We start from the raw sequence: 24137 nt of genomic DNA on the forward strand, positions 1-24137 counted from the left end.
CTAGTCCGGAACTGATTGATTTGCAAATGCGCTCGGCGCCACAGTGCCGCCGACAGTGGCGTTAGCTGGTGGGGCAGGGTAGAGCCACGTGAAAAGCAGGGTCGCAGCAGCGGCGCCAAGCAACTGCGCGAAAATGAATCCGGGCGCGTCCGTCGGACGAATGCCAGCGAAGGTGTTCGTTGCTGCGCGGGCTAAAGTCACTGCGGGATTGGCAAAGGAGGTCGAGGCGGTGAACCAGTAGGCGGAAGTGATGTAAGCCGCTACGGCAAAGGGTGTGATCGATGGGCGGCTGCGCGAGCATCCGATGATCACGCCAAGCAGGCCAAACGTTGCAACGAACTCGCTCCACCATTGGGCCGGGCCGCTGCGCACATGCTCGGAGGCGAAGAAGGCCGGTTCACCGAACATGGCGTGGGCCACTACGACGCCAGCAAATGCGCCAGCGATTTGCGCGACGATATAGGGCAATGCCTCGCGGGCGGGCAGGTTGCCTTGCCAGGCTTCGGAGAGCGTGACCGCCGGATTGAAGTGCGCGCCAGAGATCGTGCCGAACATCAGGATCAGCGCTACCAGCCCGGCACCAGTTGCGATGGTGTTGGCCAGCAGGGCAATGGCTACGTTGCCGCCGGAAAGGCGTTCGGCCATGATGCCGGAGCCCACGACCACGGCCAGCAGCAACGCGGTGCCAAGCGTTTCCGAGACAATGCGTCGAGAAAGCGTCATCACCTTACCTCTCCGATGCGGTCCAGTTCCGCCTTCATCCGAACGCGGTCATTCTTGATTTCGTCCAGCGGCAAGGCGAAGAAAGCCTCAATGCGTTTGCGCAGGATGCGATAAGCGGTCATGAAGGCGGCATCGATTTCTTCATCGGTGCCGGTTGCATGGGCCGGATCGTCTACCCCCCAGTGCGCGCGCAACACTGGGCCAAGGTAGGCAGGGCAAGTCTCGCCCGCTGCGCTGCCGCACACCGTGATGACGATGTCCGGAGTGACAGGCAGGTTGTCCCAGGATTTGCTGTGATAGCCCTCAGTGGAAATTCCTTCGCGTTCGAGCAAGGCCAGGGAGCGGGGATGGACGTAGCCGGCAGGCTTGCTGCCCGCGCTGATGGCATGCCAGCCTGCTGGTGCCAGGTGGTTGAAGGTGGCTTCGCCAAGGATCGAGCGGCAGGAATTGCCGGTGCAGAGAATCAGGACGTTCATGGTTTGCAGGATTTATTTGGGGATGGGACGCAGCTTTCGCCGCCGCAGCAGTTTTCAGTCAGGTAAGACAACACACTATTCATGGTGTCGAAGTTGGCGCTGTAGATGATGAAGCGGCCTTCCTGCCGTGCTTCGATCAGGCCAGCGTTGGTCAGCTCTTTCAAATGAAACGATAGCGAGGACGGCGCAATATCGAGCTGTTCGCCAATCTTGCTGGCGGCCAGACCTTGCGGGCCAGTCTGGACTAGCAGCCGGAATGCGTTGAGCCTCGATTCCTGCGCCAGGGCGGCCAGGGCGGCAATGACGGATTTGGTTTTCATGGGGGGCAGGATTGATGACCTTTGCGTGGTTTGCCGATTGTCGCATATCGGTACGACATTTCCAAGAATATCGAATTATCTTGACAGCTTGATGACATCGGAATTATTCTTCTTTCGTCGATGAACGAATGAGCTGCTTATGGTTAGTTGTTGTGGCGAGAAACAAGATGGAGCGCAGCCGGCAGTCGATGCCGAGGAAGTGGCCAAGCTTTGCAAAGCGCTGGCCCATCCTGCCCGCGTCCAGTTGTTGTGTTACCTGGCGGCCTATGGTGCATGCTACTTCGGTAACCTGGCTGACGTTCTGCCGCTTTCGCCATCCACCATTTCCCAGCACGTTACGATTCTCAAGGAAGCGGGACTTATCCTTGGCTCGTCCGATGCGCAACGGGTGTGCTATTGCGTCAACCCTGAACGGATCGGGCAGCTCAAGCTGCTGATCAATGCCCTCTGAGGGCATTTTTTTGAAAGACGTTATTCGTCATTCGGCGAACGACAAAGGAGAGGAAGAAATGAGTTTGGACCTGGAATTCCGCAATGCCACCGCAGCAGACTGGCCCGCCATCGAGACGCTGCTGACAACTGGCGGGCTGCCGCTGGACGGCGCCCGTGAGCACCTGGATTTTTTCATTGTCGGCGTGCGTGGGAACGCGATTCGCTGTGTCGCCGGCTTCGAGCTGTATGGGGGTGTCGCCTTGCTGCGTTCGGTTGCGGTCTCGGACGCGTTGCGCGGCAAGGGCGCCGGTGCCCTGTTGCTCGACGCGATCAGGGCGAAAGCGCAGGCCGAAGGTGTTGAGGTGCTGTACCTGCTGACCACGACGGCAGCGGCATTTTTCGGGAAGAGGGGATTCCAGCAAATTGAGCGCAGCAGCGCACCCGACGTGATCAAAGCGTCGCGCGAATTCCAGGGCGTCTGCCCTGCATCGGCCACGATGATGGTGGCGAGCATTGGACGATAAGGAGAGCAGAACATGAATTCCGTCAGAAACCAACTCCCGGTGGCAGTCCTCGGTGCGGGGCCGGTAGGCTTGGCAGCGGCAGCGCACCTGATTGCACGTGGCTTTACGCCCCTGGTTCTCGAACAGGGCGAAACCGCGGCGGCCAACCTGAATAGCTATCGCCATGTGCGTCTATTCTCGCCTTGGCAGTACAACATCGACAAGGCGGCGCGCCGGATGCTCGATGCCCATGGCTGGAGGGCGCCCGCCGACGAAGAGCTTCCAACTGCGGGGGAGGTGGTAGACGCATACCTGAAACCGCTCGCCGCGTTGCCGGAGCTGGCGCAAAACGTCCACTACGGACACCGGGTGATGCAGGTGACGCGCGCCGGTTGCGACAAGGTCAAGACGCAAGGCCGTGAAGCGGCGCCCTTCGTTGTAAGGACGCGAAGCGCGGCGGGTGAGCGGGACCACAAGGTACTGGCCGTGATTGACGCCACCGGCACCTGGTCGCAGCCAAATCCGCTCGGTGCCGACGGGCTGCCAGCACTGGGCGAAGTTGCTGCGGCATCGTATATTGACTACGGCATGCCGGATGTTCTCGGCAACGCGCGGGAACTCTACGCGGGGCGGCGTGTGCTGGTCGTCGGTGCGGGACATTCGGCGGCTGGCAGCTTGCTGGCACTGGCCCAATTGGCCGAGGAGGCTCCAGGTACCGGGATCGCATGGGCGCTGCGCGGCAGCCAGCTGGCCAGGGTGTTTGGCGGCGGCGATGCCGATGGCCTGCCAGCGCGCGGAGAGCTTGGCGCACGGCTTAGAGCCTTGAAGGAATCCGGAAAACTTGAGCTCCATACCGATTTCCGGATCACGGCATTGCATGAGAGGGACGGAGGCGTGGCGGTGCTTGGCGCCGTGCCTGGCGGCGGCATCCGAACCATCGAAGGAATCGCGCGCGTCATCGCTTCGACCGGTGCGCGGCCGAACCTGGACTTGACGCGCGAACTGCGGGTGCGCCACGATCCGTGGCTCGAGAGTACCGATGCGCTGGCGCCACTAATTGACCCGAACGAGCATAGTTGCGGCACCGTTCGTCCACACGGCCATCGCGAGCTTGCGCATCCGGAACCGGGCTATTACGCGGTTGGCGCGAAGAGTTACGGCCGCGCTCCGAACTTCCTGATGGCGACGGGCTATGAGCAAGTCCGTTCGGTCGTGGCCGCGCTGGCTGGCGACTTGGCGGCTGCCGATGACGTCCAGCTGGAACTGCCCGAAACCGGCGTTTGCAATACCCAGTTCGCCTATGGCGCAGCGAACGCCGCTGCCGGATGCTGTGGTGGCCCGGCGCCCGCTGGCAGCGACGCTTGCTGCGCGCTCGATGTGGAGGAGAAGGCCAAAGGCGCCAGCGGCTGCGCTTCGTCCAGCGCCTGCAAGCCGCGCCAGCCGTCGTCCTCCGCTTGCTGCACTTGAGGGGAGAGGAAATGCGGTCAGTGTTCATGCGAGGATTCCTTCCGCTTTCGCTGATGGCCAGCGTTGCGTCGTTCTGGTTTGCATTGGGCCATGGCGGCAACCTGGAGCTGGCCGTCGTCCTGCCTGCACTAGCGATCATGCTGGCCGCTATGTTGGCCGAGCGCCGATGGGCCTATCGTGCCGACTGGTCCCGCTCGCGGGGCGACGCGGCGGCCGACCTTGCGAGTGCCGGCGTCTTGTTTGCTGCCGTGGATCCGCTGCTCAAGTGGTTCGGCCCTGTCGCGGTGACGGCAGCGTTGGCAAGCTTCGGCGTTGGGAAATCGCTGGACCTCTTCCCAACCGGCTGGCCATTTGCGCTGCAAGTGCTGCTGGCAGCGCTCATCGCGGAATTCGGAAGCTATTGGTCGCACCGCTGGCACCACGAGCGCGCCTCATTGTGGTGGTTGCATGCGCTGCATCACGGGAGCGAGCGCCTGTATACGCTCAATAACTTCCGTTTTCATCCCCTCAATTACGCGCTGAACTATTTGATGGGGATCGCGCCGCTGCTGGTGGTGGGAGTGCCGGAAGCGGTGATCATGGGGTATTTTGCGGCAACGCTGCCGGTGTTGATGGTGCAGCACGCAAACCTGCCGCTGCAAAATGGATGGCTTAATTACCTGTTCAGTACCAACGAAATCCACCGTTGGCATCACTCCAGTCGCGCGGGGGAAGGCGATACCAACTTTGGCCGTTCGCTCGTGATATGGGACCAGGTATTTGGTACTTATCGGAACCTTCCCGCAAACAATGATCCGCTCGCGATCGGGCTATATGCGGGAAGCCCCTATCCGTCGCGCGCTTCGTTCGCTGGGCAAGTCTGGTCGATGTTCCTGGCGGGCTGCTGCCGGCAAACTGCCTGAGGGCTTGCGATGAAGAGGACAGCTATTTCAGTGCTTACCCTGGGGGTGACACAGGTAATTTCATGGGGCATCCTTTACTATGCCTTCGGTGTCATGGCGCCAGCCATACAGCGCGACCTGGGGCTTTCTGCCGCCACGATCTACGGTGCGTTTTCGTGGGCCGTACTTGTTGCCGGCCTGGCGTCGATCCCGGTAGGTGTGCTGATCGACCGGCATGGCGGCAGCCGCGTCATGGCCGCGGGGTCGCTTCTTGCCGGCGTCGGGATTTACGTGCTGTCGGGGAGCCGCGACGTCTCTGCCTATTACTTTGCCTGGACCTTGATTGGCATTGGTATGGCAATGAGCTTGTACGAAGCTGCGTTCGCAACCTTGAACCGGAGCTTGCATGAAGCCGCACGCAAGGCGATCTCGAATGTCACCCTGGCAGGTGGGCTGGCCAGTACCTTGTTTTGGCCGTTGACGGGATGGCTGCTTGGGCGCCTTGATTGGCGCCATACTTGCCTGGCGTTTGCCATTACCTTACTGGCAGTGTGCATGCCGTTGCACGCTTCACTCAACGACGGGAAGGCTATGCCGACCGTCAGGCAGAGTATGGAACGGCGGCATTTTGCGCTGTCGGAAGCGCTTGCCCACCCGGTCTTCTGGCTCCTGGCCTCGGTCTTTGCCACCCACGCATTCATCTTTTCGGCACTCTCGGTCCACATGATTCCACTGCTAAGCAAGATGGGGCATTCGGAGCAGTTGGTGCTCAACCTGCTTGCAATCATCGGGCCGATGCAGGTCGCAGGGCGGCTGATTGAGCGGATGTTCGCGGACCGGGTGTCGCCTCGGTCGGTTGGAGTGTTGACAATTGCAGGATTGCCGGCAGCAATCGGGGTGCTCTATGCGATGGGAACTAGTGCATGGGCCGTCATGCTGTTTTGCGTTCTGTATGGCTTGAGTAATGGCGTGCTGACTATCCTGCGCGGTACCTTGCCCCTGTCGATCTTCGGTCACGGCAACTACGGTGCAATTTCCGGCGCTCTGGCCGCGCCATCCCTAATTGCCAAATCGGGAGCGCCACTCCTGCTGGCGCTGATGCTTCGGGAGGATAACCACCGTTTGCTACTCGGGGGACTGTTTGGACTGGCCGCGCTCTCGTTCCTGCTCTATTTGCTGGCGATCCGAAGGAGCCGTGCCGAGAGATCATTCGACTGGTATCCTGACTCTCCAAAAGCCTTTGCCCCAGGTGGTATGGACGGCCGTGCGGCAAATGACATCGACGCTGCTCCTTGAGCGGTCCCGCCATTCGACGGCAAGGGGGATCACGCATTTCGGTACCTGGGTCTCATTTGCCGGGTATCCAGCCTTGCGGTTCGATTTGCGCCGCGCGTTTTCGCGGCGTACGAATGCGCTGGCCGCTTTGTGGAGATGGTAGTTCAGCTGCTCGCTCTCGCCGTAGACATCGACCGCGACCTTCCATTTGCGTTCGTAGGCGGATGGAACGGCGCGGTCGCAACTCACCATCACGCTTTTCCGGCCTCCGTATATGGCCCAGGTCGCACCCAGGGGAGCGACGCAGGGGTCGAACATCATCCTGATATCGGGGCCGAGTGGCTTCCAGTCCGTCTTGTCCCGGATGTTCTGCTGGTCCAGGAATCGCTTTGCGGCCGCCTGGATCGCGCACAGTTCGCGCTCCGGGCCGCTGTTTTCGGGGCGATAGGAGGGCGGCTCGCAAACCACGCCTCCTGCCCAGGCGGGAAGGGAAAGAAGGAGCGCGGCGAACCCGATCGCTGGTCGAAACAGTCCTGGCAAGCGTCCTCCTTTGTCGTCGTCCTGCCGCTTGGCGAGAGATTGGGTATTATTATCAATCTGACCCGCTACCGCCAACCCTTTTGAGCCTCGACATGACCTCTGCTCCCCAATTCGACTCCAGCCTGCCCCTCGACATGATCATCTTCGGCGGGGTGGGCGACCTCGCCATGCGCAAGCTGCTGCCGGCGCTGTATATGGCCCACCTGCACGGCAACCTGCCGCCCGGAACCCGCATCATTTCCACCGGCCGCCAGGACTATGACCGCGCGGCCTACCTGGCCTTCGTCGAGGAGCATTCGCGTCCCTTCATCAGCGGGGAGAACTTCACGGACGAGGCCTGGCGCAGTTTCCTGCAGTTGCTGGAGTTTGTGCGGGTCGACGTGGAAAAAGACGGCATGGCGCCGTTGGCGAAAGTCTCGCGTCCAGGCGCGGAGAGGGTGTTCTACCTGGCCACCGCGCCGTCGCTGTTCACTACCATCTGCGACAAGCTGGCCGAAGCCGGCCTGGTCGACCGCAACGCGCGCGTGGTGCTCGAAAAGCCGCTTGGCCGCGACCTGGCGTCAGCGGTAGAGATCAACGAAGCGGTCGGCAAGCATTTCGAGGAATCGCAGATTTACCGCATCGACCACTACCTGGGCAAGGAGACCGTGCAGAACCTGATGGTGCTGCGCTTTGGGAATTCGATCCTGGAACCGTTGTGGCGTGCGCCGAATATCACCAGTGTGCAGATCACGGTTGCCGAAGAAGTAGGCGTGGGCAGCCGGGCCGGCTTCTACGACAGCGCCGGCGCCATGCGCGACATGGTGCAGAACCACTTGCTGCAGCTGCTGTGCATCGTTGCGATGGAACCGCCTGCCTCGCTGGCGCCGGATGCGGTGCGCGACGAGAAGCTCAAGGTCCTGCGCTCGCTGCGCCGCTTCAGCCTTGCCTCGATTGCGCGCGATACCGTTCGGGGCCAGTATGTGCGCGGCGTAAGCGGCAACCAGGAAGTGCCGGGCTACCTGGAGGAGCGCAACGTGCCCGAGGGCAGCAGCACTGAAACCTTCGTGGCGATGCGCGCTTACGTCGATACCTGGCGCTGGTCCAAGGTTCCGTTCTACCTGCGTACCGGCAAGCGCATGGCGCGCCGCTCGTCCAAGATCGTGATCGAATTCGCCAACCCGCCGTTCCCGCTGTTCCCTGAGACGCCGGGCGGGGTAGCCAACCGGCTGGTGATCGAATTGCAGCCGGAAGAAGCCATCAAGCTACAGCTCATGGCAAAGCAGCCCGGCAGCGGCATGCAAATGCAGCAGGTGGCGCTGAACCTGGACCTGCAGTCCGCATTCTCGCAGCGCAGGGCCGAAGCGTACGAGCGCCTGCTGATCGACGTGGTGCGCGGCCGCCTGACCCACTTCATGCGCCGCGACGAACTGGAAGCTGCATGGGAATGGGCCGATCCGATCATCAACGGCTGGAGTGCCCTGGCCGAAAAGCCGAATGCTTATGCTGCCGGCACCTGGGGTCCGTCCGAATCGTTCGCGCTGCTGGCGCGCGATGGCTTCAGCTGGGTCGAGTAGGCCGCGCGAGGCGGTTTTTTACCGCCGCGGCATAACGTTCGCTGACCGGTAGTTGCGCACCGCCGGCCAGCGTCAGTTCGTGGCTTCCTTCCTGGAGCTGGCGAACGGCCAGCATTTCGCTGCTGCGCACCAGGATGCGGCGGTGAATACGCAGGAATTGCTTCGGGTCCAGGTAGCCCTCCAGCTCGGTCAAGGTGCTGCGGTGCAGGAAGGTACGCTGCGGCAGGTGCAGTTCCACATAATTTCCCGCGGATTCGATCCATAGCACGTCCGACAGGTTGACCCGGTCTATCCTGCCGACCGAGCGCACTGCCAGTTCGGTCCAGTAGCCGGGGCGGGGATCGACGAAGCCGCGCAGGGTTTGCGTGTATGCGGCGCGCTGGTCGAGCAGTTTGGCGGCGCGTTCCAACGCCTGCTGCAGCCGGCGTTCATCCACAGGCTTGACGATGTAGTCGAGCGCGTGGACGTCGAATGCTTCCAGGGCGTGGCCACGGTGTGCCGTGACGAACACGATCAAGGGCGGCAGTTCGCGCCGGCTCAGTTCAAGTGCAAAGTCGAGTCCTGACTCCACCGGCATTTGCACGTCGAGCAGCACAATATCCGCACTGGCGGTTTCCAGGAAGGCGCGTGCGGCCGAGGCACTGGCGCATTCCGCCGCGACATCCCATCCCGGCAACGCCTTCAGGGCAAACCGGAGGTTGGTGCGGGCGTGCGCTTCATCGTCCACGATCAGTGCCTTCACGGCTGCGATCTCCAGGGAAGGGAAAGCTCCGCCAGGAAGCGGCCGCCGGCGCGCGACGTCGCCAGGGTGGCTGCATCGCCGTAGGCCAGCTGGAGGCGCGCCCGGACGCCGCGCAGGCCAATGCCCAGGCCTGCCGAAGGTGCAGCGTGCATGCGGTCTGGATTCGATACTTGTACCGTGAGCCGGTCACCGTGCCGCGTGAACGCCATGTCGATATCGCTGTCGCCTTCATGGCATTCAAGGTCGTGGCGCAATGCATTCTCGACCAGCGGCTGCAGCAGCATCGGCGGGCAATCGATGCCATCGCCCAGCAAATGCGCGCCCGCGATGCGTACCTTCAGGCGCTCGCCGAAACGCAGGCGCTGCAAGTCCAGGTAGCTGCGGACAAATTGCAGTTCCTTGCCGGCTTCCACCCAATCTCTTTCGCTGCTCGTCAAGGCATATTCCAGCAAGTCCCCCAGCCGGGACAGGCCGTCCAGTGCGAGCGCCTTGTCGTCCATGCGTACCAGGGCGCCGATCGCGCTCAAGGTGTTGAAGATGAAGTGCGGTTCAAGCTGGCCGCGCAAGGCGGCCAAGCGCTGCCGTTCAAGCGAAAGCAGGGCCTGGGCCAGCTGCCGGTCTTGCTGCCGGCGCTGGCGCCAGAGCAGGAGCGCCACCACGACGCCAAAAGCCATCGTCAGCAGCACGTACTCGATAAACCACTCGAGTTTGTCCATCGTGGCCACGTAGGTCCAGGCGTTTCCGAAGGTCGGGGCGATGTCGAATTTGAGGCAGCGGCGGAATGCCAGTCCAAGCATTGCAGTGGGCCAGCCTACTGCGAGATAGGCAAGGTAGCCAAAGCCGACGCGGCGCATGCTGGCGAGCCATTCCGGATGGCGGCGGTAGACCAGGTACAGCATATAGCTTTGCAACATCATCGCCGAGTAGCCAAACCACCAGCCGGCGGTCATCTGCCAGTAGCTGCGGGTGTCGCCGCTTTCGATACGGTCACCGTAGGTGGTGATGCCGGCCAGCGCGCAGACCAGCGTCCACAGCGCGAAGTTGGCCAGCAAGGCGCGCAGCCAGGATGGCATTGAATGTAGTCGTTCCATGGCGCGGCAGTATAGCAGCCGCATTCGGACGTTCATCCCGATGGGCCGGGTGTTCGTCACACTCCGTATCGGCTTCCCCATGGTTTCGCCAACAATGCGCATCGTTCTTTTACAACCGGGTCTCTACGATGCGAATATTGCTTTCCTTGTTCCTGTTTCCCCTTTGCGCCAGCGCCGCAAGCGACATGGTGAGTGTCGAGGTCAAAGCGGCCAGCACCTTGCAGCAACGCCGCGATGATGGCGCTGGCCGGGTTATCGTTTCACGCGATGAGCTGTTACGCTACGGCGATTCCACCTTGTCCGAGTCCTTGCGGCGCCAGCCCGGAGTTACGGTAAGCGGAGGGCAGGTGCAGTTGCGGGGGCTGGGCGGCGGGCGTACGCAATTCTTGCTCAATGGCGAACCGGCGCCGCCCGGATTTTCGCCGGAGAGCCTGGTGCCCGAGCTCGTCGAACGTATCGAGATCCTGCGCAGTGCAACTGCCGACAGCAGTACCCAAGGCATTGCCGGCAGCATCAATATCGTTTTGCGCCGAAGCACTGGGCGGACCCGGTCGCTGGCCTCACTGGCCGGCAAGGACGCCGGCGCCGGCTGGTCTCCGGAAGCGTCGTTCGACCTGTCGCGTCCCGGTGAGGATTATTCCGGCAACGTGGCGATACAGGCCGCACGCGGAAAGAGCGTAGCGGCAAGCAGCATTTTCGAGAGCGCCCTGTCGGCCCGGCGCCTGACTGCCGAAGAGAATTTCTTGGACACGGAGCGCATAGGCCTGGCGCCGCGCCTGTCCTGGAAATTCGACGGCGGAACGAAGGTAGCCTGGCAGGGGCTGCTGGACCATGTCCGCAATCGCAACCGTGGCAGTAGCGGGGAAACTGCGCTGCTCGGCGCATCGAGCGATTTCCCGGTGAGCGCATACAGGGCCGATGCCCGCACCGGCATCGCGCGCAGCGATATCGAGGCCAGCCATCGTCTTGGGGACGCAAACCGCATCGACTGGAAGGCTGGCCTGGCGCATAACCGGCGCAACAGCGACTATCTTTTCACCGGAAGTGACGCGTCAGGCGATGCGGTCTGGCTGCGCCGCGTCATTTCCAGCGCGTCGGACGACACCGCCAGCAGCAGCGGAAAATTGCGTCTTGGAGGCAGCAGCGGGCATGTACTGGCGGCAGGGTGGGATGGTTCGCTGGCGCGGCGTTCGGAATGGCGGCGACAGGAGGACGCCAGTGCGGCAGGCGAGCCGCTTGGCGAGCTTGACCAGCGCTACACCGCCCGCGTGCGGCGCTTTGCCGTGTACGCGCAGGATGAATGGACGGTATCACCCGGACTTGAGGCATATATCGGCCTGCGCTGGGAAGGACTGCGCACGATGACCAATGGAGGCGACCTGGCGGACGTGAGCCGCAGCACTGCCGTGTGGAGCCCGGTGGCGCATTTGCTCTGGCGCCTGCCCGGCTCGCGCGACCACCTGCGGCTTGGCCTTGCACGCAGCTACAAGGCGCCCAATACGCGCGACCTGGTGCCGCGCCGTTTCACGGTCAACAATGGCAACGGCCCCGCAAATCCTGATGTGCAGGGCAACCCGGCATTGCGTCCGGAGCTGGCATGGGGATTCGATGCCGCTTACGAACGCTATTTCGGCCAGGACAGCATGGCCAGCGTGGCTGCATATCATCGGAGCATTGCCAATGTCATCGGTTCAGTTCTTTTCGAAGACAAGGGCAAGTGGGTGGCGACACCGGGCAATACTGGCGGCGCCGTGGCCCGCGGCCTGGAGTTTGACGGGCGCCTGGCTTTGGCGGCGGGGACGATGGCGCGAATAGGCGCCGCGCGCAATTGGTCGAAGGTGGATTCCGTGGCGTCGCCCGGCAACCGACTTGGCGAACAAGTGCCGCTTACCGTCATCGCGGGTGTCGATTTTCGCTTCGGAGCGGGAAAGACGGCGGGCTTCAACTGGAATCTGCAGAAGGGCGGCCTGGCGCATCTGTCGGTCTCGCAGTGGAGCGGGCGAGGCACAGAGCGCCGGCTGGACTTGAACGCCGCCTGGCAATTGCGACCGGGGCTGACCTTGCGCGCCACGGCAAGCAATGCATTGAAGCCCGATACCTGCAATACGCAAATTTTCGAGGACGGCCGCCAAGATTCCTTGCGAAGCGTGACAAGCAGTGGGCAGCGCACGTTCAAGCTCGCTGCGGAAGTCGCGCTATGACGCTACAATTGCGCCCGTCTAAACAAGTGGAGTAGGGAAATTAAGAAGCTTGCACTGATCTTTGCACTGATTTGTACTCATTCATACGCAGACACGGTCATCGGCGTTTCCGATGGGGACACCCTGACTGTGCTGAGCAAAGGCCGTCCGGTCAAGGTTCGCCTGGCGAATATCGATGCGCCGGAAAAGAAACAGTCTTTCGGCGCGCGTTCGAAGCAGTCGCTGTCGGACCTTTGCTTTGGCCGCGACGCGACGCTCGACTCGGGGAAACAGGATCGTTACGGACGCACCGTGGCCGTGGTCCATTGCGGCGACGTCAACGCCAACGTGGCGCAGGTGCGCAAAGGCATGGCCTGGGTCTACCCCCAGTACAACCATGATCCTTCGCTGCCGGCAATCCAGGCCGCAGCGCGCAGCTCCCGGGTCGGTTTATGGGCGGAACGCGAGCCGCTCGAACCCTGGTTGTTCCGCAAGGAGCGCAAGGCGCGCAGCAGCTACCTGAACTAGTGGACTGTGCCCTGAACGCCGCCCTGCAGCCGCCGTCAATCTGTTTTACTATTATCCGCCTGACGACACCCAACTCAAGAGGACCAAGATGGCGGAATTCAAATTGCACTGCTTTGCTGCTTCCGGCAACTCGTACAAGGCAGCCCTTTTCCTGGCGCTGGCCAACGCGGACTGGGAGCCTGTGGTAGTGGACTATTTCGGCGGCGAGACGCGCACGGAAGGCTGGCGTGACAATCTCAATGAAATGGGAGAGATTCCGGTGCTCGAGCACAAGGGGCTGAAGATCAGCCAGTCCGGCGTGATCCTCGACTACCTGGCCGAGGTGACCGGCAAATTCGGTCCTCGCACCGATGAAGAGAAGCGCGAAATCTGGCGCTGGATCCTGTTCGACAACCACAAGTTCACCAGCTATTACGCGACCTTGCGCTTCATGTACGGCCTGCAGAAGACCGGCGACACGCCCGTCACCCAGTTCCTGCGAGATCGTGCGATCGGCGCTTATCGCATCGTCGACAAGCACCTGGCCGCCAACAAGTTCCTGGTTGGCGACCGCCTGACCATCGCGGACCTGTCGCTGATTGGCTATGTCTACATGCCGGAGGAGACCGGGATCGACCTGGCTGAATTCCCGCACATCGAAGCGTGGAAACAGCGCATCAGCGACTTGCCTGGCTGGCGCCACCCGCACGAGCTGATGCCTGGCAAGAAGGCTTTCTAAGCCCAGGCGGTTTATTGCCCACTACAGCAGGAAGGAATGAACTTTTTCGCGGCATGCCGGTATTAACCTGCATTGTGATTATTTGAGGATCCCGACATGCCACAACATTCCCGCCTGCTCATTCTCGGTTCAGGTCCTGCCGGTTACACCGCCGCCGTCTACGCTGCCCGCGCCAATCTGCAGCCAACCCTGATTACTGGCCTCGAGCAGGGCGGCCAGTTGATGACCACGACCGACGTGGAAAACTGGCCGGCCGACCCGCTGGGCGTGCAGGGGCCGGATTTGATGCATCGCTTCCGCGACCATGCCGAGCGCTTCGGCACCCGCTTCATTTTCGACCATATCCACACCACCCACCTTGATGAGCGCCCGATCCGGCTGGCCGGCGATGCCGGTGAGTACACTTGCGATGCCTTAATCATCGCCACCGGCGCCTCGGCCCAGTACCTGGGGCTCCCCTCGGAGCAGGCATTCATGGGACGCGGTGTGTCGGCCTGCGCCACTTGCGACGGTTTCTTTTACCGTGGCCGCGAAGTGCTGGTAGTGGGCGGCGGCAATACCGCGGTGGAGGAGGCGCTTTATCTGTCGAATATTGTGGCGCGCGTGACCCTGGTCCACCGGCGCAGCCGGTTCCGCGCAGAACCAATCCTGGTCGACCGCTTGATGTCGAAGGTTGCCGAGGGAAAGGTTGTCCTGAAACTCGACACGACGCTGCACGAAGTCCGGGGCGACGATGCCGGAGTAAGCGGCGCGGTACTGCGCGACGCCAGCGGTGAACTGGAAGCGCTGGCGGTGCACGGCATCTTCATCGCCATCGGGCACAAGCCCAATACCAGCATCTTCGAAGGCCAGCTGGCGATGCGGGACGGCTACATCAGGACGAAGTCCGGCCTCGACGGCATGGCAACCCTGACCTCGATCGACGGCGTGTTTGCGGCGGGAGATGTGCAGGATCACATCTACAGGCAAGCAATTACGAGCGCGGGGACAGGCTGCATGGCGGCACTGGATGCACAGCGCTACCTGGAGCAGCTTTCCAGATAGGCCGGGCGGGGCGTCAGCGTTCTTCGGCCAGGAAGGCTTGCATCGCCCTGGTCGGCCTGCCGTCGTCGCCCCAGGCGCTGAGCGGGTATTTGCTCCAGCTGCGCGCGCCCAATGCTTCCCAGTAGACCACGCCCAGGCCCTTCTGGTTGGGCACCGCCTTGACCTTGCGCTGCACGGCGACCAGCATCTCATAAGTGTTTTGCGGGCGCTTGTCTTCGCCGCCCACCTCCACGATCATGACCTCTTTGCCGTAGCGCGCGGCCATGTCGTTCATATTGCGGGCAAGGGCGTCGATCGACTTTTTATAATCCGGCTTGCCGGGCAACCAGTAGGGGTAGTACGACATGCCGATCACGTCGTAGCGTGCGCCGTTGGCCCTTGCATTGTCGAACCAGGTCCTGAAACGCTTGCTGTCATTGCCGCGGTCCAGGTGCAGGATCACCTTGGATGCAGGGCTGACTGCCTTGATGGCATCGTAGCCCTTGTTGATCAGTTGCGCCAGTTGCGGCCAGTTCCTGGTGCTGCCTTCGGGATAAATCATCCCTCCCGGCGTTTCATTCCCAACCTGCACCCATTCCGGCGCGACGCCAGCCGCCTGCAGGGCGGACATGACGTCATAGGTATAGCTGTAGACGTCTTCCAGCAGGTGCGGGAAGTCGTGGCCTGCCCAGGCAGCGGGCTTGTTCTGCTTCGACGGATCGGCCCAGCTATCGCTGTAATGGAAGTCGATCATCACCCGCATGCCCATCTTCTGCGCGCGAACGGCCATGGCCACGGTTTCGTCCTTGCTGTTGTGGCCATTCGTCCTGTCGTCCGAAGGATTGACCCAGGTGCGCAGTCGCACCGTATTGATGCCGTGGTCCTTGAGGATCTGCAAGGCGTCTTCCTGCTTGCCCTGCTCGTCATGGAACTTGTAGCCGGTGGCTTCCATTTGCTGGAGCCAGCCGATGTCGGCTCCCTTGGCAAATTCTCCGGCTCTGGCAGGCGTCGCGATTGCAAGGAGCAAGGCAAGCAGCGCACCAATCTTCTTCATCATCCTCTTTCGCTATTTTTGGTGGCACAATGCTAGACCAAGGACAGGCTTCGCAGGTATGACGAAACTGGTGCGGGCCATGCAGGATTGATATGAGACTTTGATCGAGGTTTCAAGATGAAGACATCCCATCAGTTGAGCGAACTCCTCGAGCAGCGCTTCCTCAAGAACATGGAGCGCCACCAGGAATTGGCATGGAGCGCAGTGCAGGCACGCCTGGATGCGCATCCAGGCAAGCTTCGCGTACTTGAGGAAATGGAACGTACCGGCGGCGAGCCCGATGTCGTGGGCGTGGACGCCGCGACGGGTGAAGTCGTGTTCTGCGACTGTTCGCCGGAAAGCCCGGCAGGGCGGCGCAGCCTGTGTTTCGACCGGGCCGCACTGGATGGCCGCAAGGAAAACAAGCCTTCCGGCAGCGCGCTGGAAGCGGCCAAGGCGATCGGCATCACGCTGCTGACCGAGGCCGAGTACCGCCACCTGCAAACGCTGGGTGAATTCGACCGCAAGAGTTCAAGCTGGGTGCAGACGCCGGCCGACATCCGCAAGCAGGGCGGCGCCCTGTTCTGCGACCGGCGCTACGGCCACGTCTTCCTGTACCACAATGGCGCCGAGTCGTATTACGCGGCGCGCGGCTTCCGCGGCATCCTGAGGGTTTAAGGCGGCAGGTAGCGTTCCAGCGTTTGCATCATCTCGTCGATATCGAGGGGCTTGGGAATGAAGTCGTCCATTCCCGCCGCCAGGCAATCGGCGCGTTCGGATTCCATGACGCCTGCCGTCATCGCCACGATAGGCAGCTTCAGGCCCAGTTTCTGGCGGATGATGCGGGTCGCCGTGTAACCGTCCATGACCGGCATCTGCACATCCATCAGGACCAGGCGGTAGGCCTCGGGCGAGGCGCGCAGGATGCGCACCGCTTCCTCGCCGTTGCCGGCGACATCGATGGTAGCGCCGGCGCGCTCCAGGATGCCGACTGCGACAAGCTGGTTCATCGCGTTGTCCTCCACCAGCAGCAGGCGGCCGCTGATGCGCAAGGCCGGCGCTGCATCCGCCTGCACCTCATGCAGGCCGCCCTTGTCCAGCACCTCGTGCACGGTATCGTACAATGCGGAAGCGGTTATCGGCTTGGTGAGCAGGCCTTTGCGATCGGCATCCTCTTCCAGCATCTTGCTGCGTTCGTAGGCGCTTACCATGAGTATCACGGGAACCCTCGGTCCTTGCGGCTCGCGCAGGCCATCGATATAGCGCCGGTCGTCGCCAGGCACGCTCCAGTCGGCGAGTATTACGTCATAGGGCAGGGCGCGCTGGGCAGCGAGGGCGAGCATCTTTTCCGCCTCCGCCCCGGACGAGGCAATGTCGACGCCCCAGCCCCAGGCTTGCAGCGTCTTGGACAGGTAGACGCGGCTGGTGAAGTGGTCGTCCAGCACCAGCACGCGCAGCGGCCGTGCCCCCGCGCCGCTTGGCGCTTGCTGCTGGCCAGCCGGCACGGCGCCGAAGGGCAGGGTGACGGTGAAGGTGCTGCCTTCGCCAGGCCGGCTTTCAAGCGCTATGCTGCCACCTTGCAGTTCGACCAGGCGCTGGCAGATTACCAGCCCAAGCCCGGTACCACCAAATTTGCGGGTGACGGATTCGTCAGCCTGGGCAAAGGGCGCAAACAGGTTGGCCGTCTGTTCCGCCGAGATGCCGATGCCGGTATCGCATACGATAAAGCGCATGACGGAGCGCTGTTGATCGCACTCCGCGCATTCGACCTTCAGGCTGACTTCACCCCTTGCCGTGAATTTGATGGCATTGCTGGTGAGATTGACCAGCACCTGCTGCAGGCGCAGGGGATCGCCGAGCAGCATGCGCGGAACATCCGGCTCGACGCCGATGACCAGCTCCAGCTCCTTTTCGCCGGCATTCACGCTCATGATGGTGGATACCGCGTGCAGTACCGCGTCAAGTTCGAAGCGGATCGTGTTGAACTGGACCTTGCCAGCTTCGATCTTGGAGAAATCGAGGATGTCGTTCAGCAGAGCCAGCAGGGACTGCCCCGAGGTGCGCAGCATCGTCAGGTAGCGCCGCTGCTCCAGCGACAACGGGGTGGTGGTCATCAGGTGCGCCATCCCCAGCACGGCATTCATCGGCGTGCGCAATTCGTGGCTCATGTTGGCGAGGAAAGAGCTCTTGGCCGCATTGGCTGCCTGCGCTTCGTTGACCGCTTCGCGCAAGGCTTCCTGCGACTTCTTCAGCTCCGTCACATCGCGCAGGACGCCGACGAAACGGTATTTGCCCTCGTCGCGGATGGCGCTGATGCTCAGTTCCACGGTGAACAGGGTGCCATCCTTGCGCAATGCGGGCAGTTCGACGGCGCCTTTGCCGATTACGTGCGGCTCGCCGCCCGACAGGAATCGGCGCATGCCGTGCTGGTGCGCGGCGCGTATCGACTCCGGCATCAGCATCTGGATGCCGGCGCCGACGACTTCTTGCGCTGAGTAGCCGAAGATTTCGCTGGCCGCGCGATTGAAGGTTTCGATGCGGCCTTGCTCGTCGATGGTGATGATGCCTTCCCCGACGCTGTCGACAACAGTGCTGATGCGCACGTTGGCATCTTCGAGCTGGTCGGTGCGTTCGTGGATCAGGCTTTCAAGCTGTCGGATCTTGCCGCTGATGAACCAGGCCAGCCCGAAGCCCGCCAGCAGGAGCGCCAGCACGATCCAGGTAAGCCAGGTGACGGAGGCGAGCAGCTCCTGCAAGATGGTGGCGCGCGGCACGCCGACAGCGACGGCCCAGCCGCTGCGGCTGGACCGTGTGAAAATCGTGTACACCGGGATGCCTTCCAGCGTCGTGGACTCGAACACGGCTTCATCGGTCTCGCCCAGCCGCTTGACCACGGCGTCCGAGCCGGGCTTGCCGACAAAGCGTTCCGGTTCGTGGGTGCGCGCAATGATCACGCCTTTACGGTCGAAAATGGCAAGCACCCGATCCCTGGGCAGGGTTGCGGAAGCAAGGACGCGCCCCAGGTTGCCGGGCTGGTAGCCAACTGAAAGGCAATAGACGACCTGGCCGCCCCGTATGACCGGCACGTGGACCGCAACGAGCGGCTTGCCGGTAACGCCGCCAATAAAGACGTCCGACACCACGACTTGCCCCGTTTCGAACACGCGCTGGATACGTTCGCGGCTGCCTGGGTCGGGAATCTGCTGGCCAAAGGGGCGCAGCGTGTTAAGGAGCTGGACCGAGTCGCGCGTGCTGAGCACGATGTTCGAACCGGGAAAGCCGGCATTGACGATATTGACTGCTTTGCGGTGGAAGCCGGCCAGGTCGCCCTGGTCGAGTTCCGCCGACATGGCCAGCGCCCTGGCCGCAATGATGCCGAGGTCGAGATCGCGGTCGACCGCCTGCATCATCGAGCGCACGACGAACAGGGAATCGCGCTCGACCTGGGCCCGTTCGCGCGTATAAAAGTGCTGGATCAGCAGGCCGAAGCCCAAGGTCGCGGGGAGGGCGCATGCCAGCACGAGTGCGAACAGCATGCGGCGAATGGTGGGCCTTCTTGGTTGCCGAATTTGAGCCAAGTTGCATCTTCCTTCGGATGGGCAAGTTGTCAGCTGGTCATGGCATTGTACAGTCGTAGGCCTCGACTGGGCGCTGGATTCCCACTGTGCGCATCGCCCGCTGGGCAACGTCGGCAATACTGGGATGGGCATCGCCCCAGCGGTCGAAGGGTGTGCGCAAAATGGCAATGATCTCGGGATCGGCTACCCCAGCCATGGCAAGATAGGCCCAGGCATATACACCGCCGTAGACGAAATCAATGCAGTGGGCATTCAGGATAAGGGAAGAGGTGGGCGTGCGCATGCAGTTTCATGGTGAAGCTAGCGCACAAGAGTGGGGTGCAGCGGATATCAGGGCGGCGGCAGGCGGGATCGGGCATGCCGGAGCGTAGTGCTGCACTGTAGCACGCGGCAAGGCTTCACATCAAGTTTTGCCGCCCGCACCCGGCCCTCGGTCAGGATTGCCTGTAGCCGTGTGCGTGAAGCCATCAACGGAAGCGGAGAGCTGATTCACGAATAGCTTCAGGGCGTCTCGGGCGGCGGTAGGAAAAAGCTGCGCGGTGCCTGGCGGAAGCGCTGCCATACCATGCCGGCCAGGGCCCGGCCGCGGCCGAAACTGACGCGGCGCGAACGCAGCGCCACCATCAGGGCCAGCGAGAAGCTGACTGCCAGGTTGGTCAGCGCGATCAGCGCAATGCCCGACAACGACAGCAGCCATTGCTCGGTGCTGAGCTGATAGTCCAGCCCAACCAGTGCGAAAGCGAAATTGGCGCTCGAAAAGGTCACATGGCGGATGTCGATCGGCAGGCCCAGGACGTATCCGATGGTGCCGATCGTGCCGAGCATGATGCCGAAGAAGAAATTACCTGCAAGTGCGCCAAGGTTGCGGCCGATGTAATCGGTTACGCGCCCCAGCCGCTTTTCGCCCAGCAGCCAGCGCAACCAGTGCAGCTGCCGCAGGCGCACGGCGATATCGTTATAAGCCGCCTTGTTGTCGTAGTAGCCCGAGATCAGTCCGGCCAGGAACAGGCACACGCCGGCGATGGCCGCATGCGGCAAGGCCAGGCTATGCAGCGGGTCGATATCGTGCAGCAGGTGCTGGGCCTTTTCCGCGCCGGCCAGGTGCTGGCCGAACGCCGCCTGCCATCCCACGGCGATGGCGAAGGCGGTGGGCATGGCAAGCGCCACATTGCCGACGATCGCCACGAATTGCGAGCGCAGCACCCTGACCACCAGCTCGGCCAGTTCATCGAGCTTCTTCTGGCCTTCGTCGATGGCCGCGGCGATGCGCGCCGCCGTCATTGCCGGCTGCTTGGTGGCCACCGTGAAGTGCAGCACGTGGATCAGCATGAAGCCGAGCGAGTAGTTCAGGCTATACAGCGCAGCATAGCCGATCGGGGCAAGCAGCAGGCGGGCCATCAATATCTTGAGCGTCGCCATGAAACCGACGATGAATCCCGCGCCGGCGGCGGAGCGCATCATGGACAGCCATTCGGCGCGCGTGCTGGCGACATAATGTTCGCCCGAACGCCCGGCGTGCTCCGTTACCTGCAAGGCCAGCAACTCGGTATTGGTCTGGAACAGGTCGGTCAGGCTCAGTTTTCGATTGTCGGCTTCCACCAGTTGCTGGAACAGGCCGAGCGCGCTGGGCAGGGCTTCCTGCAAGGACGGCGCTTCCAGCAGGTCCAGCAGGATGCGCAGGCGGCCGATGCTTTGCGTCAGGCGCAGGAACAGGCGGGTCAGGCTGACCGACACCCCTTGCACTGATGCCGCCTTGCGCGCACGGCCGATGATTTCTTCGCACTGGCTGAGAAGCACGTCGAGGTGGCGCGCATCCGGCACGGCGGCCTGGGCGTCGACCAGGCGGGCGCGCCAGGCTTCGGTCAGCTGCACCACTTCGGCATTCTGGCGCAGGAAGGGCGATTCGAAGCGTTCGATGTCCGGATGGACGCGCACCAGTTCAGGCTCCAGGCCGATGGCGCTGATGCGGTAGGAGAGCACCTGGATGGCTTCCAGCAGTTCACCCAGCGCCTGTCCCTGCAGCCAGCCATGCTGCGGCAACTGGAGCGTATTGAGCAAGTCCAGCCAGACAGTGGGTTCGACCCCGTTCACCCACTTGTAGTCATCCTGGCGATTGAAGATCTGGCCGAAGACGTCTTTCAGGTAAGCGTCGTTGACGGTCGGCGGCAGCCATTTGTGATTCAGGCGGCGCCATAGCTCGCCGAAGAAGCCCTGGTTCTGCAACACGCCGGTATCGGTGAGCAGGTGCACCAGCTTGCGCTGTCCGATGACTTCGGCCAGGTATTCGCGCAGGGCTTGCGCCCACTCGGGCCGCGTGGCAAGCAGGTGCGCCAGCGCGCGCAGGCGGTTGGTAGCCTGCTGCAGGTCATTTGCATGGCGGGGACGTACAGTGCCGACCAGTTCCTGCAGCAGGGACGTATCGCGCGACGGGGCCGTGGCCTGGATGCGCGCCAGTATGCTGTCCATCATCATTCGCGACAGCATACTGGCGATCGCGCTGCTTGTCCAATCAGGCGCTTAGGGTAGCCTTAAGGACCTTGCCGCCGATCCTGACATTTTCCAGCGCGAGGCCGGCCACGTTATACAACCAGACCGGCTGTGCGGCATTGACCGGGTTGCCGAAGTCGCAGTTGCTGATGGTGACCCGGCGTACCGGAAGCACAGGGGGGGCGGGCTGCGGGCCGTTGTAATCGCTGGCGACGGGGCCGAGGATGGCAATGGCCTGGTAGCAGGAGCCGCAGGTGCCGCCTTTGGTCACATTGCCGACGGTGATGTTCTCGATGTGTACATCGGAGACCTCGGGCGGCCGGATGCGAACGCTGTCGGCGCCGGGCTGGTAGTCGCAGTCGAAGGAAACGACGGCGCCGGCGGCGGTGGCCAGTCCCTTGGTGTCGATCGGCGACCCGGGCAGCAGGGCGTAGTGCGAAGGGCTGAGTTGAACGCCATTCGGGATCTTCACATTCTTCACGTAGAAGTGGCGCAGGTAGCCGCCGCGGTTCATATTGGTCTTTAGCCGGATGGCGATATTCAGCGGATCGGTTGCCCAATGCACGTTCTCGAATACCAGGTCGCGGGCGTAGACGTGCTCGATGCCGCCGGCCATTTCGGAGCCCAGGGTCACGGCGCCGTGGCCGCTGTGCATGGTGCAGCCCTGGATCACGATATTGCGCGTCGGGCCGTACTGGATGTCGCGGTTCTTGCCGGCCTTGATGGCAATGCAGTCGTCGCCGGAATCGAAGACGCAGTCCTCCACCAGCACATGGTCGCAGGCTTCCGGGTCGAAGCCGTCGCTGTTCGGGCCGCGGCTTTCGGCGTGGACCTTGCGGATCACGAGATTGCGGCAGTTGACCGGGTGGTGCTGCCAGAACGGGGTATTCTGCACATGGTAGCCCTGCAGCAGGACGTTGCTGCAGTTGATGAAGTGGATCATCGGCGGGCGCAGGTAGTGGCCTTTGCCGAACACGCGCTGTTCAACCGGCACGCCTGCTTCGGACAAGGCAGGCAGGTAGCGCTCGTCGCTGCGCCATTTGTCGCCTTCGCCTTCGATCAGCTGGCGCTGGGCGGCGTTCAGGCCCGGGGCGACTTCCGCCAGCGGCTTGTTGAGCGGGTTGGCGACCACTTGCGTCGGCTGGCCTTCCTTGTAGCCGGGCGCCGTGGTCTGCGAGATGGCGTTCATGGTGCGGTTGCGCCCCTTCCAGGACCACCAGCAGTCGCCGGCTTCGTTGAAGGCGACGCCGCCCTGGCCGTCCAGTTTCGACGTCCAGTCTTCGCCGGTCAGCGCGATATTCCTGGCGTTGACGGCGTACACCATGGGCGAATAGTTCAGGCAATCGTTGCTTTGCCAGCGCGAGAGCACCAGCTTGCCGTTTGCGCCGCAGTCGAAGTCGCCGTGGCGGGCGTAATCGTCGGGGTACTGCGAGAACAGGATGTGGGCTCCGGCTTGCAGGTGGACGTGGACGTTGGAGCGCAGCAGCAGCGGGCCGGCGCAGTACCAGTACCCTTTGGGAATGACCACGCGTCCGCCGCCGGCGGCAACGCAGGCGTCGATGGCCGCCTTGAAGCCGGCGTAGCAGTCATGGGCGTCGTCGGCCTGGGTCGGGACCAGCTCCTGGTCGTCGTGGGTAACCCAGGCCTTGACCGTCTTGGTAGCGCACGGCCTGGCGCCAAAATCCGTGACCAGGAAATCCTCGTTGCGGAAACTGACGGGAGCGCGCAGTGCAGCGGCGATGGCGTCGGCGCGGCGCCAGGCATTGGCACGGCTGGACGGGGAGGCTGCCAGCGCGGGCAGCCATTGCTGTGCGAGCAGGGCAGCGGCGCCGGCTTGCAGCAGTTTGCGGCGGCGTAGTTGTCGTGGTGCGTTCAAATCAGGTCTCCTAAGCAGAGAAGGTGCGTGTCACGCGGCCAAGGTGCACCCGCATGGCCTTGCGGGCGGCGGCCGGGTCGTGGCTGGCGATGGCCTGCAGGATGGCGCGATGATCGCCCAGGGTTTCCTTGCGCAGTTCTTCGGTCTGGAAGTGTTCCTTGAGCTTGTGCCACAGGTGGCCGCGCTGGTCCCACAGGTGGTTCATCACCCCCACCAGCGCGCTGTTGCCGGTGGCATTGGCAATCGCCATGTGGAAGTTGCGGTCGGCCTGTTCATTGGTGGCCACGTCGTCGTGGTCTCGCTCCATGGCTTCCACCGCGACGAGGATGGCGTCGATCGCGCGGTCGGTGGCCATTTGCGCGGCGATGGCGGCAATCTCCGCCTCGATCACGCGCCGCGCCGACAGCACCTCGAACGGCCCCGGGCCCGCTTCCGGCAAGGCAGGCGCGTGCCCCGGACGGTCGCATAGATAGACGCCGGAATTGCTGCGCACCTCGATCACCCCGCCCAGCTCCAGCGCAATCAGTCCTTCGCGCAGGGACGCCCGGCTCACTTCCAGCTTGGCCGAAAGTTCGCGCTCCGACGGCAGGCGGTCGCCGCTCCCATATCCCTCGATGGCAATCATCGCCTGGATCTTGTCCGCCACTTGTTTATATAGCCTGGTCTCCATGTGCGCAATTTTAATGTGGTCAGGCCAAAACAACAATC

At 62.8% G+C, this 24137-nt stretch carries 23 protein-coding genes; 11 read left to right on the forward strand and 12 right to left on the reverse strand.

The window, feature by feature from the left end; all coding sequences use genetic code 11:
• From ACN9MZ_RS12075 to ACN9MZ_RS12085, 3 genes are read right to left on the reverse strand one after another with little or no spacing between them, the layout of a single operon-like run.
• Complete coding sequence (locus ACN9MZ_RS12075; protein ID WP_426342353.1) at nucleotides 1-723, reverse strand: MIP/aquaporin family protein; 723 nt, start codon at nucleotides 721-723, stop codon at nucleotides 1-3.
• Complete coding sequence (locus tag ACN9MZ_RS12080) at nucleotides 723-1199, reverse strand: arsenate reductase ArsC (RefSeq protein ID WP_426342354.1); 477 nt, start codon at nucleotides 1197-1199, stop codon at nucleotides 723-725. The genes ACN9MZ_RS12075 and ACN9MZ_RS12080 overlap by 1 nt, the downstream gene beginning before the upstream one ends.
• The gene (locus ACN9MZ_RS12085; RefSeq protein ID WP_426342355.1) at nucleotides 1196-1519 is read right to left on the reverse strand and encodes an ArsR/SmtB family transcription factor; all 324 of its coding nucleotides are present in this window, start codon (nucleotides 1517-1519) and stop codon (nucleotides 1196-1198) included. Before ACN9MZ_RS12085 ends, ACN9MZ_RS12080 begins: the two co-directional genes overlap by 4 nt.
• A 139-nt stretch (nucleotides 1520-1658) precedes the next feature.
• Between ACN9MZ_RS12085 and ACN9MZ_RS12090 the strand changes: the two genes are divergently transcribed.
• The 5 genes from ACN9MZ_RS12090 to ACN9MZ_RS12110 are packed head-to-tail and all read left to right on the forward strand — an operon-like array spanning nucleotide 1659 to nucleotide 6098.
• The gene (locus ACN9MZ_RS12090) at nucleotides 1659-1970 is read left to right on the forward strand and encodes an ArsR/SmtB family transcription factor (protein ID WP_426342356.1); all 312 of its coding nucleotides are present in this window, start codon (nucleotides 1659-1661) and stop codon (nucleotides 1968-1970) included.
• 10 nt (nucleotides 1971-1980) lie between these two features.
• Nucleotides 1981-2475, forward strand: coding sequence for an arsenic resistance N-acetyltransferase ArsN2 (arsN2, locus tag ACN9MZ_RS12095; protein ID WP_426342357.1), 495 nt, complete (start codon nucleotides 1981-1983; stop codon nucleotides 2473-2475).
• Between the two features lie 12 nt (nucleotides 2476-2487).
• Nucleotides 2488-3921 carry an FAD-dependent oxidoreductase gene (locus ACN9MZ_RS12100; protein WP_426342358.1) on the forward strand — a complete coding sequence of 478 codons (1434 nt, stop codon included), beginning with the start codon at nucleotides 2488-2490 and terminating at the stop codon, nucleotides 3919-3921.
• 26 nt (nucleotides 3922-3947) lie between these two features.
• The gene (locus tag ACN9MZ_RS12105) at nucleotides 3948-4823 is read left to right on the forward strand and encodes a sterol desaturase family protein (protein WP_426342359.1); all 876 of its coding nucleotides are present in this window, start codon (nucleotides 3948-3950) and stop codon (nucleotides 4821-4823) included.
• Between the two features lie 9 nt (nucleotides 4824-4832).
• The gene (locus ACN9MZ_RS12110; RefSeq protein WP_426342360.1) at nucleotides 4833-6098 is read left to right on the forward strand and encodes an MFS transporter; all 1266 of its coding nucleotides are present in this window, start codon (nucleotides 4833-4835) and stop codon (nucleotides 6096-6098) included.
• Here ACN9MZ_RS12110 and ACN9MZ_RS12115 read toward each other — a convergent pair.
• Nucleotides 6009-6617, reverse strand: a complete 609-nt coding sequence (locus ACN9MZ_RS12115; RefSeq protein WP_426342361.1) for a hypothetical protein — start codon at nucleotides 6615-6617, stop codon at nucleotides 6009-6011. The two genes, ACN9MZ_RS12110 and ACN9MZ_RS12115, sit on opposite strands and share 90 nt — an antisense overlap.
• 92 nt (nucleotides 6618-6709) lie before the next feature.
• Here ACN9MZ_RS12115 and zwf point away from each other — a divergent pair, with 92 nt between their 5' ends.
• Nucleotides 6710-8173: a glucose-6-phosphate dehydrogenase gene (gene zwf, locus ACN9MZ_RS12120; protein WP_426342362.1), complete on the forward strand. Its 1464-nt coding sequence runs from the start codon at nucleotides 6710-6712 to the stop codon at nucleotides 8171-8173.
• Here the strand turns inward: zwf and ACN9MZ_RS12125 are convergent.
• Together ACN9MZ_RS12125 and ACN9MZ_RS12130 are read right to left on the reverse strand one after the other, a co-directional pair.
• On the reverse strand, nucleotides 8157-8915 hold the full coding sequence (locus tag ACN9MZ_RS12125) for a LytR/AlgR family response regulator transcription factor (protein WP_426342363.1): 759 nt from the start codon (nucleotides 8913-8915) through the stop codon (nucleotides 8157-8159). The two genes, zwf and ACN9MZ_RS12125, sit on opposite strands and share 17 nt — an antisense overlap.
• Nucleotides 8912-9988: a sensor histidine kinase gene (locus tag ACN9MZ_RS12130; RefSeq protein ID WP_426342364.1), complete on the reverse strand. Its 1077-nt coding sequence runs from the start codon at nucleotides 9986-9988 to the stop codon at nucleotides 8912-8914. Before ACN9MZ_RS12130 ends, ACN9MZ_RS12125 begins: the two co-directional genes overlap by 4 nt.
• Nucleotides 9989-10191: 203 nt before the next feature.
• Between ACN9MZ_RS12130 and ACN9MZ_RS12135 the strand changes: the two genes are divergently transcribed.
• From ACN9MZ_RS12135 to trxB, 4 genes are all read left to right on the forward strand, one after another.
• Complete coding sequence (locus tag ACN9MZ_RS12135) at nucleotides 10192-12207, forward strand: TonB-dependent receptor plug domain-containing protein (RefSeq protein ID WP_426342365.1); 2016 nt, start codon at nucleotides 10192-10194, stop codon at nucleotides 12205-12207.
• Between the two features lie 129 nt (nucleotides 12208-12336).
• Entirely contained in the window at nucleotides 12337-12714 is a 378-nt protein-coding gene (locus ACN9MZ_RS12140) for a thermonuclease family protein (RefSeq protein WP_426171174.1), read from the forward strand.
• 88 nt (nucleotides 12715-12802) lie between these two features.
• Nucleotides 12803-13432 (forward strand): glutathione S-transferase family protein, encoded by a 630-nt coding sequence (locus ACN9MZ_RS12145; protein ID WP_426171176.1) that lies wholly within the window; start codon nucleotides 12803-12805, stop codon nucleotides 13430-13432.
• 96 nt (nucleotides 13433-13528) lie between these two features.
• Nucleotides 13529-14476, forward strand: a complete 948-nt coding sequence (trxB, locus tag ACN9MZ_RS12150; protein ID WP_426342366.1) for a thioredoxin-disulfide reductase — start codon at nucleotides 13529-13531, stop codon at nucleotides 14474-14476.
• Between the two features lie 13 nt (nucleotides 14477-14489).
• Here the strand turns inward: trxB and ACN9MZ_RS12155 are convergent, their stop codons facing one another.
• Nucleotides 14490-15512: a glycoside hydrolase family 53 protein gene (locus ACN9MZ_RS12155; RefSeq protein ID WP_426342367.1), complete on the reverse strand. Its 1023-nt coding sequence runs from the start codon at nucleotides 15510-15512 to the stop codon at nucleotides 14490-14492.
• Between the two features lie 114 nt (nucleotides 15513-15626).
• Between ACN9MZ_RS12155 and ACN9MZ_RS12160 the strand changes: the two genes are divergently transcribed.
• The gene (locus tag ACN9MZ_RS12160) at nucleotides 15627-16166 is read left to right on the forward strand and encodes a DUF4256 domain-containing protein (RefSeq protein WP_426171180.1); all 540 of its coding nucleotides are present in this window, start codon (nucleotides 15627-15629) and stop codon (nucleotides 16164-16166) included.
• Here the strand turns inward: ACN9MZ_RS12160 and ACN9MZ_RS12165 are convergent.
• The 5 genes from ACN9MZ_RS12165 to ACN9MZ_RS12185 form a co-directional block, all read right to left on the reverse strand.
• A complete protein-coding gene (locus ACN9MZ_RS12165) occupies nucleotides 16163-19024 on the reverse strand; it encodes a response regulator (RefSeq protein WP_426342368.1) in 2862 nt (953 codons plus the stop codon). The two genes, ACN9MZ_RS12160 and ACN9MZ_RS12165, sit on opposite strands and share 4 nt — an antisense overlap.
• A 79-nt stretch (nucleotides 19025-19103) precedes the next feature.
• Nucleotides 19104-19349 carry a hypothetical protein gene (locus ACN9MZ_RS12170; RefSeq protein WP_426342369.1) on the reverse strand — a complete coding sequence of 82 codons (246 nt, stop codon included), beginning with the start codon at nucleotides 19347-19349 and terminating at the stop codon, nucleotides 19104-19106.
• A 218-nt stretch (nucleotides 19350-19567) separates the two neighbouring features.
• Entirely contained in the window at nucleotides 19568-21538 is a 1971-nt protein-coding gene (locus ACN9MZ_RS12175) for a site-specific recombinase (RefSeq protein WP_426342370.1), read from the reverse strand.
• A gap of 37 nt (nucleotides 21539-21575) precedes the next feature.
• Nucleotides 21576-23429 carry a glycoside hydrolase family 28 protein gene (locus tag ACN9MZ_RS12180; protein ID WP_426342371.1) on the reverse strand — a complete coding sequence of 618 codons (1854 nt, stop codon included), beginning with the start codon at nucleotides 23427-23429 and terminating at the stop codon, nucleotides 21576-21578.
• A 10-nt stretch (nucleotides 23430-23439) separates the two neighbouring features.
• Nucleotides 23440-24099 carry a FadR/GntR family transcriptional regulator gene (locus ACN9MZ_RS12185; RefSeq protein WP_426342372.1) on the reverse strand — a complete coding sequence of 220 codons (660 nt, stop codon included), beginning with the start codon at nucleotides 24097-24099 and terminating at the stop codon, nucleotides 23440-23442.
• Nucleotides 24100-24137: the final 38 nt, after the last annotated feature.

The sequence above is a fragment of the Pseudoduganella sp. S-14 genome (assembly GCF_049913285.1).
GTDB lineage: Bacteria > Pseudomonadota > Gammaproteobacteria > Burkholderiales > Burkholderiaceae_D > Rugamonas.

What these genes read in the sequence shown, in the direction of transcription:
- ACN9MZ_RS12075 (WP_426342353.1), bottom strand. Translation starts at nt 723, where the DNA reads ATGACGCTTTCTCGACGCATTGTCTCGGAAACGCTTGGCACCGCGTTG.
- ACN9MZ_RS12080 (WP_426342354.1), bottom strand. Translation starts at nt 1,199, where the DNA reads ATGAACGTCCTGATTCTCTGCACCGGCAATTCCTGCCGCTCGATCCTT.
- ACN9MZ_RS12085 (WP_426342355.1), bottom strand. Translation starts at nt 1,519, where the DNA reads ATGAAAACCAAATCCGTCATTGCCGCCCTGGCCGCCCTGGCGCAGGAA.
- ACN9MZ_RS12090 (WP_426342356.1), top strand. Translation starts at nt 1,659, where the DNA reads ATGGTTAGTTGTTGTGGCGAGAAACAAGATGGAGCGCAGCCGGCAGTC.
- ACN9MZ_RS12100 (WP_426342358.1), top strand. Translation starts at nt 2,488, where the DNA reads ATGAATTCCGTCAGAAACCAACTCCCGGTGGCAGTCCTCGGTGCGGGG.
- ACN9MZ_RS12105 (WP_426342359.1), top strand. Translation starts at nt 3,948, where the DNA reads ATGCGAGGATTCCTTCCGCTTTCGCTGATGGCCAGCGTTGCGTCGTTC.
- ACN9MZ_RS12110 (WP_426342360.1), top strand. Translation starts at nt 4,833, where the DNA reads ATGAAGAGGACAGCTATTTCAGTGCTTACCCTGGGGGTGACACAGGTA.
- zwf (WP_426342362.1), top strand. Translation starts at nt 6,710, where the DNA reads ATGACCTCTGCTCCCCAATTCGACTCCAGCCTGCCCCTCGACATGATC.
- ACN9MZ_RS12130 (WP_426342364.1), bottom strand. Translation starts at nt 9,988, where the DNA reads ATGCCATCCTGGCTGCGCGCCTTGCTGGCCAACTTCGCGCTGTGGACG.
- ACN9MZ_RS12135 (WP_426342365.1), top strand. Translation starts at nt 10,192, where the DNA reads ATGGTGAGTGTCGAGGTCAAAGCGGCCAGCACCTTGCAGCAACGCCGC.
- ACN9MZ_RS12145 (WP_426171176.1), top strand. Translation starts at nt 12,803, where the DNA reads ATGGCGGAATTCAAATTGCACTGCTTTGCTGCTTCCGGCAACTCGTAC.
- trxB (WP_426342366.1), top strand. Translation starts at nt 13,529, where the DNA reads ATGCCACAACATTCCCGCCTGCTCATTCTCGGTTCAGGTCCTGCCGGT.
- ACN9MZ_RS12155 (WP_426342367.1), bottom strand. Translation starts at nt 15,512, where the DNA reads ATGATGAAGAAGATTGGTGCGCTGCTTGCCTTGCTCCTTGCAATCGCG.
- ACN9MZ_RS12160 (WP_426171180.1), top strand. Translation starts at nt 15,627, where the DNA reads ATGAAGACATCCCATCAGTTGAGCGAACTCCTCGAGCAGCGCTTCCTC.
- ACN9MZ_RS12165 (WP_426342368.1), bottom strand. Translation starts at nt 19,024, where the DNA reads ATGCTGTTCGCACTCGTGCTGGCATGCGCCCTCCCCGCGACCTTGGGC.
- ACN9MZ_RS12170 (WP_426342369.1), bottom strand. Translation starts at nt 19,349, where the DNA reads ATGCGCACGCCCACCTCTTCCCTTATCCTGAATGCCCACTGCATTGAT.
- ACN9MZ_RS12175 (WP_426342370.1), bottom strand. Translation starts at nt 21,538, where the DNA reads ATGATGATGGACAGCATACTGGCGCGCATCCAGGCCACGGCCCCGTCG.
- ACN9MZ_RS12185 (WP_426342372.1), bottom strand. Translation starts at nt 24,099, where the DNA reads ATGGAGACCAGGCTATATAAACAAGTGGCGGACAAGATCCAGGCGATG.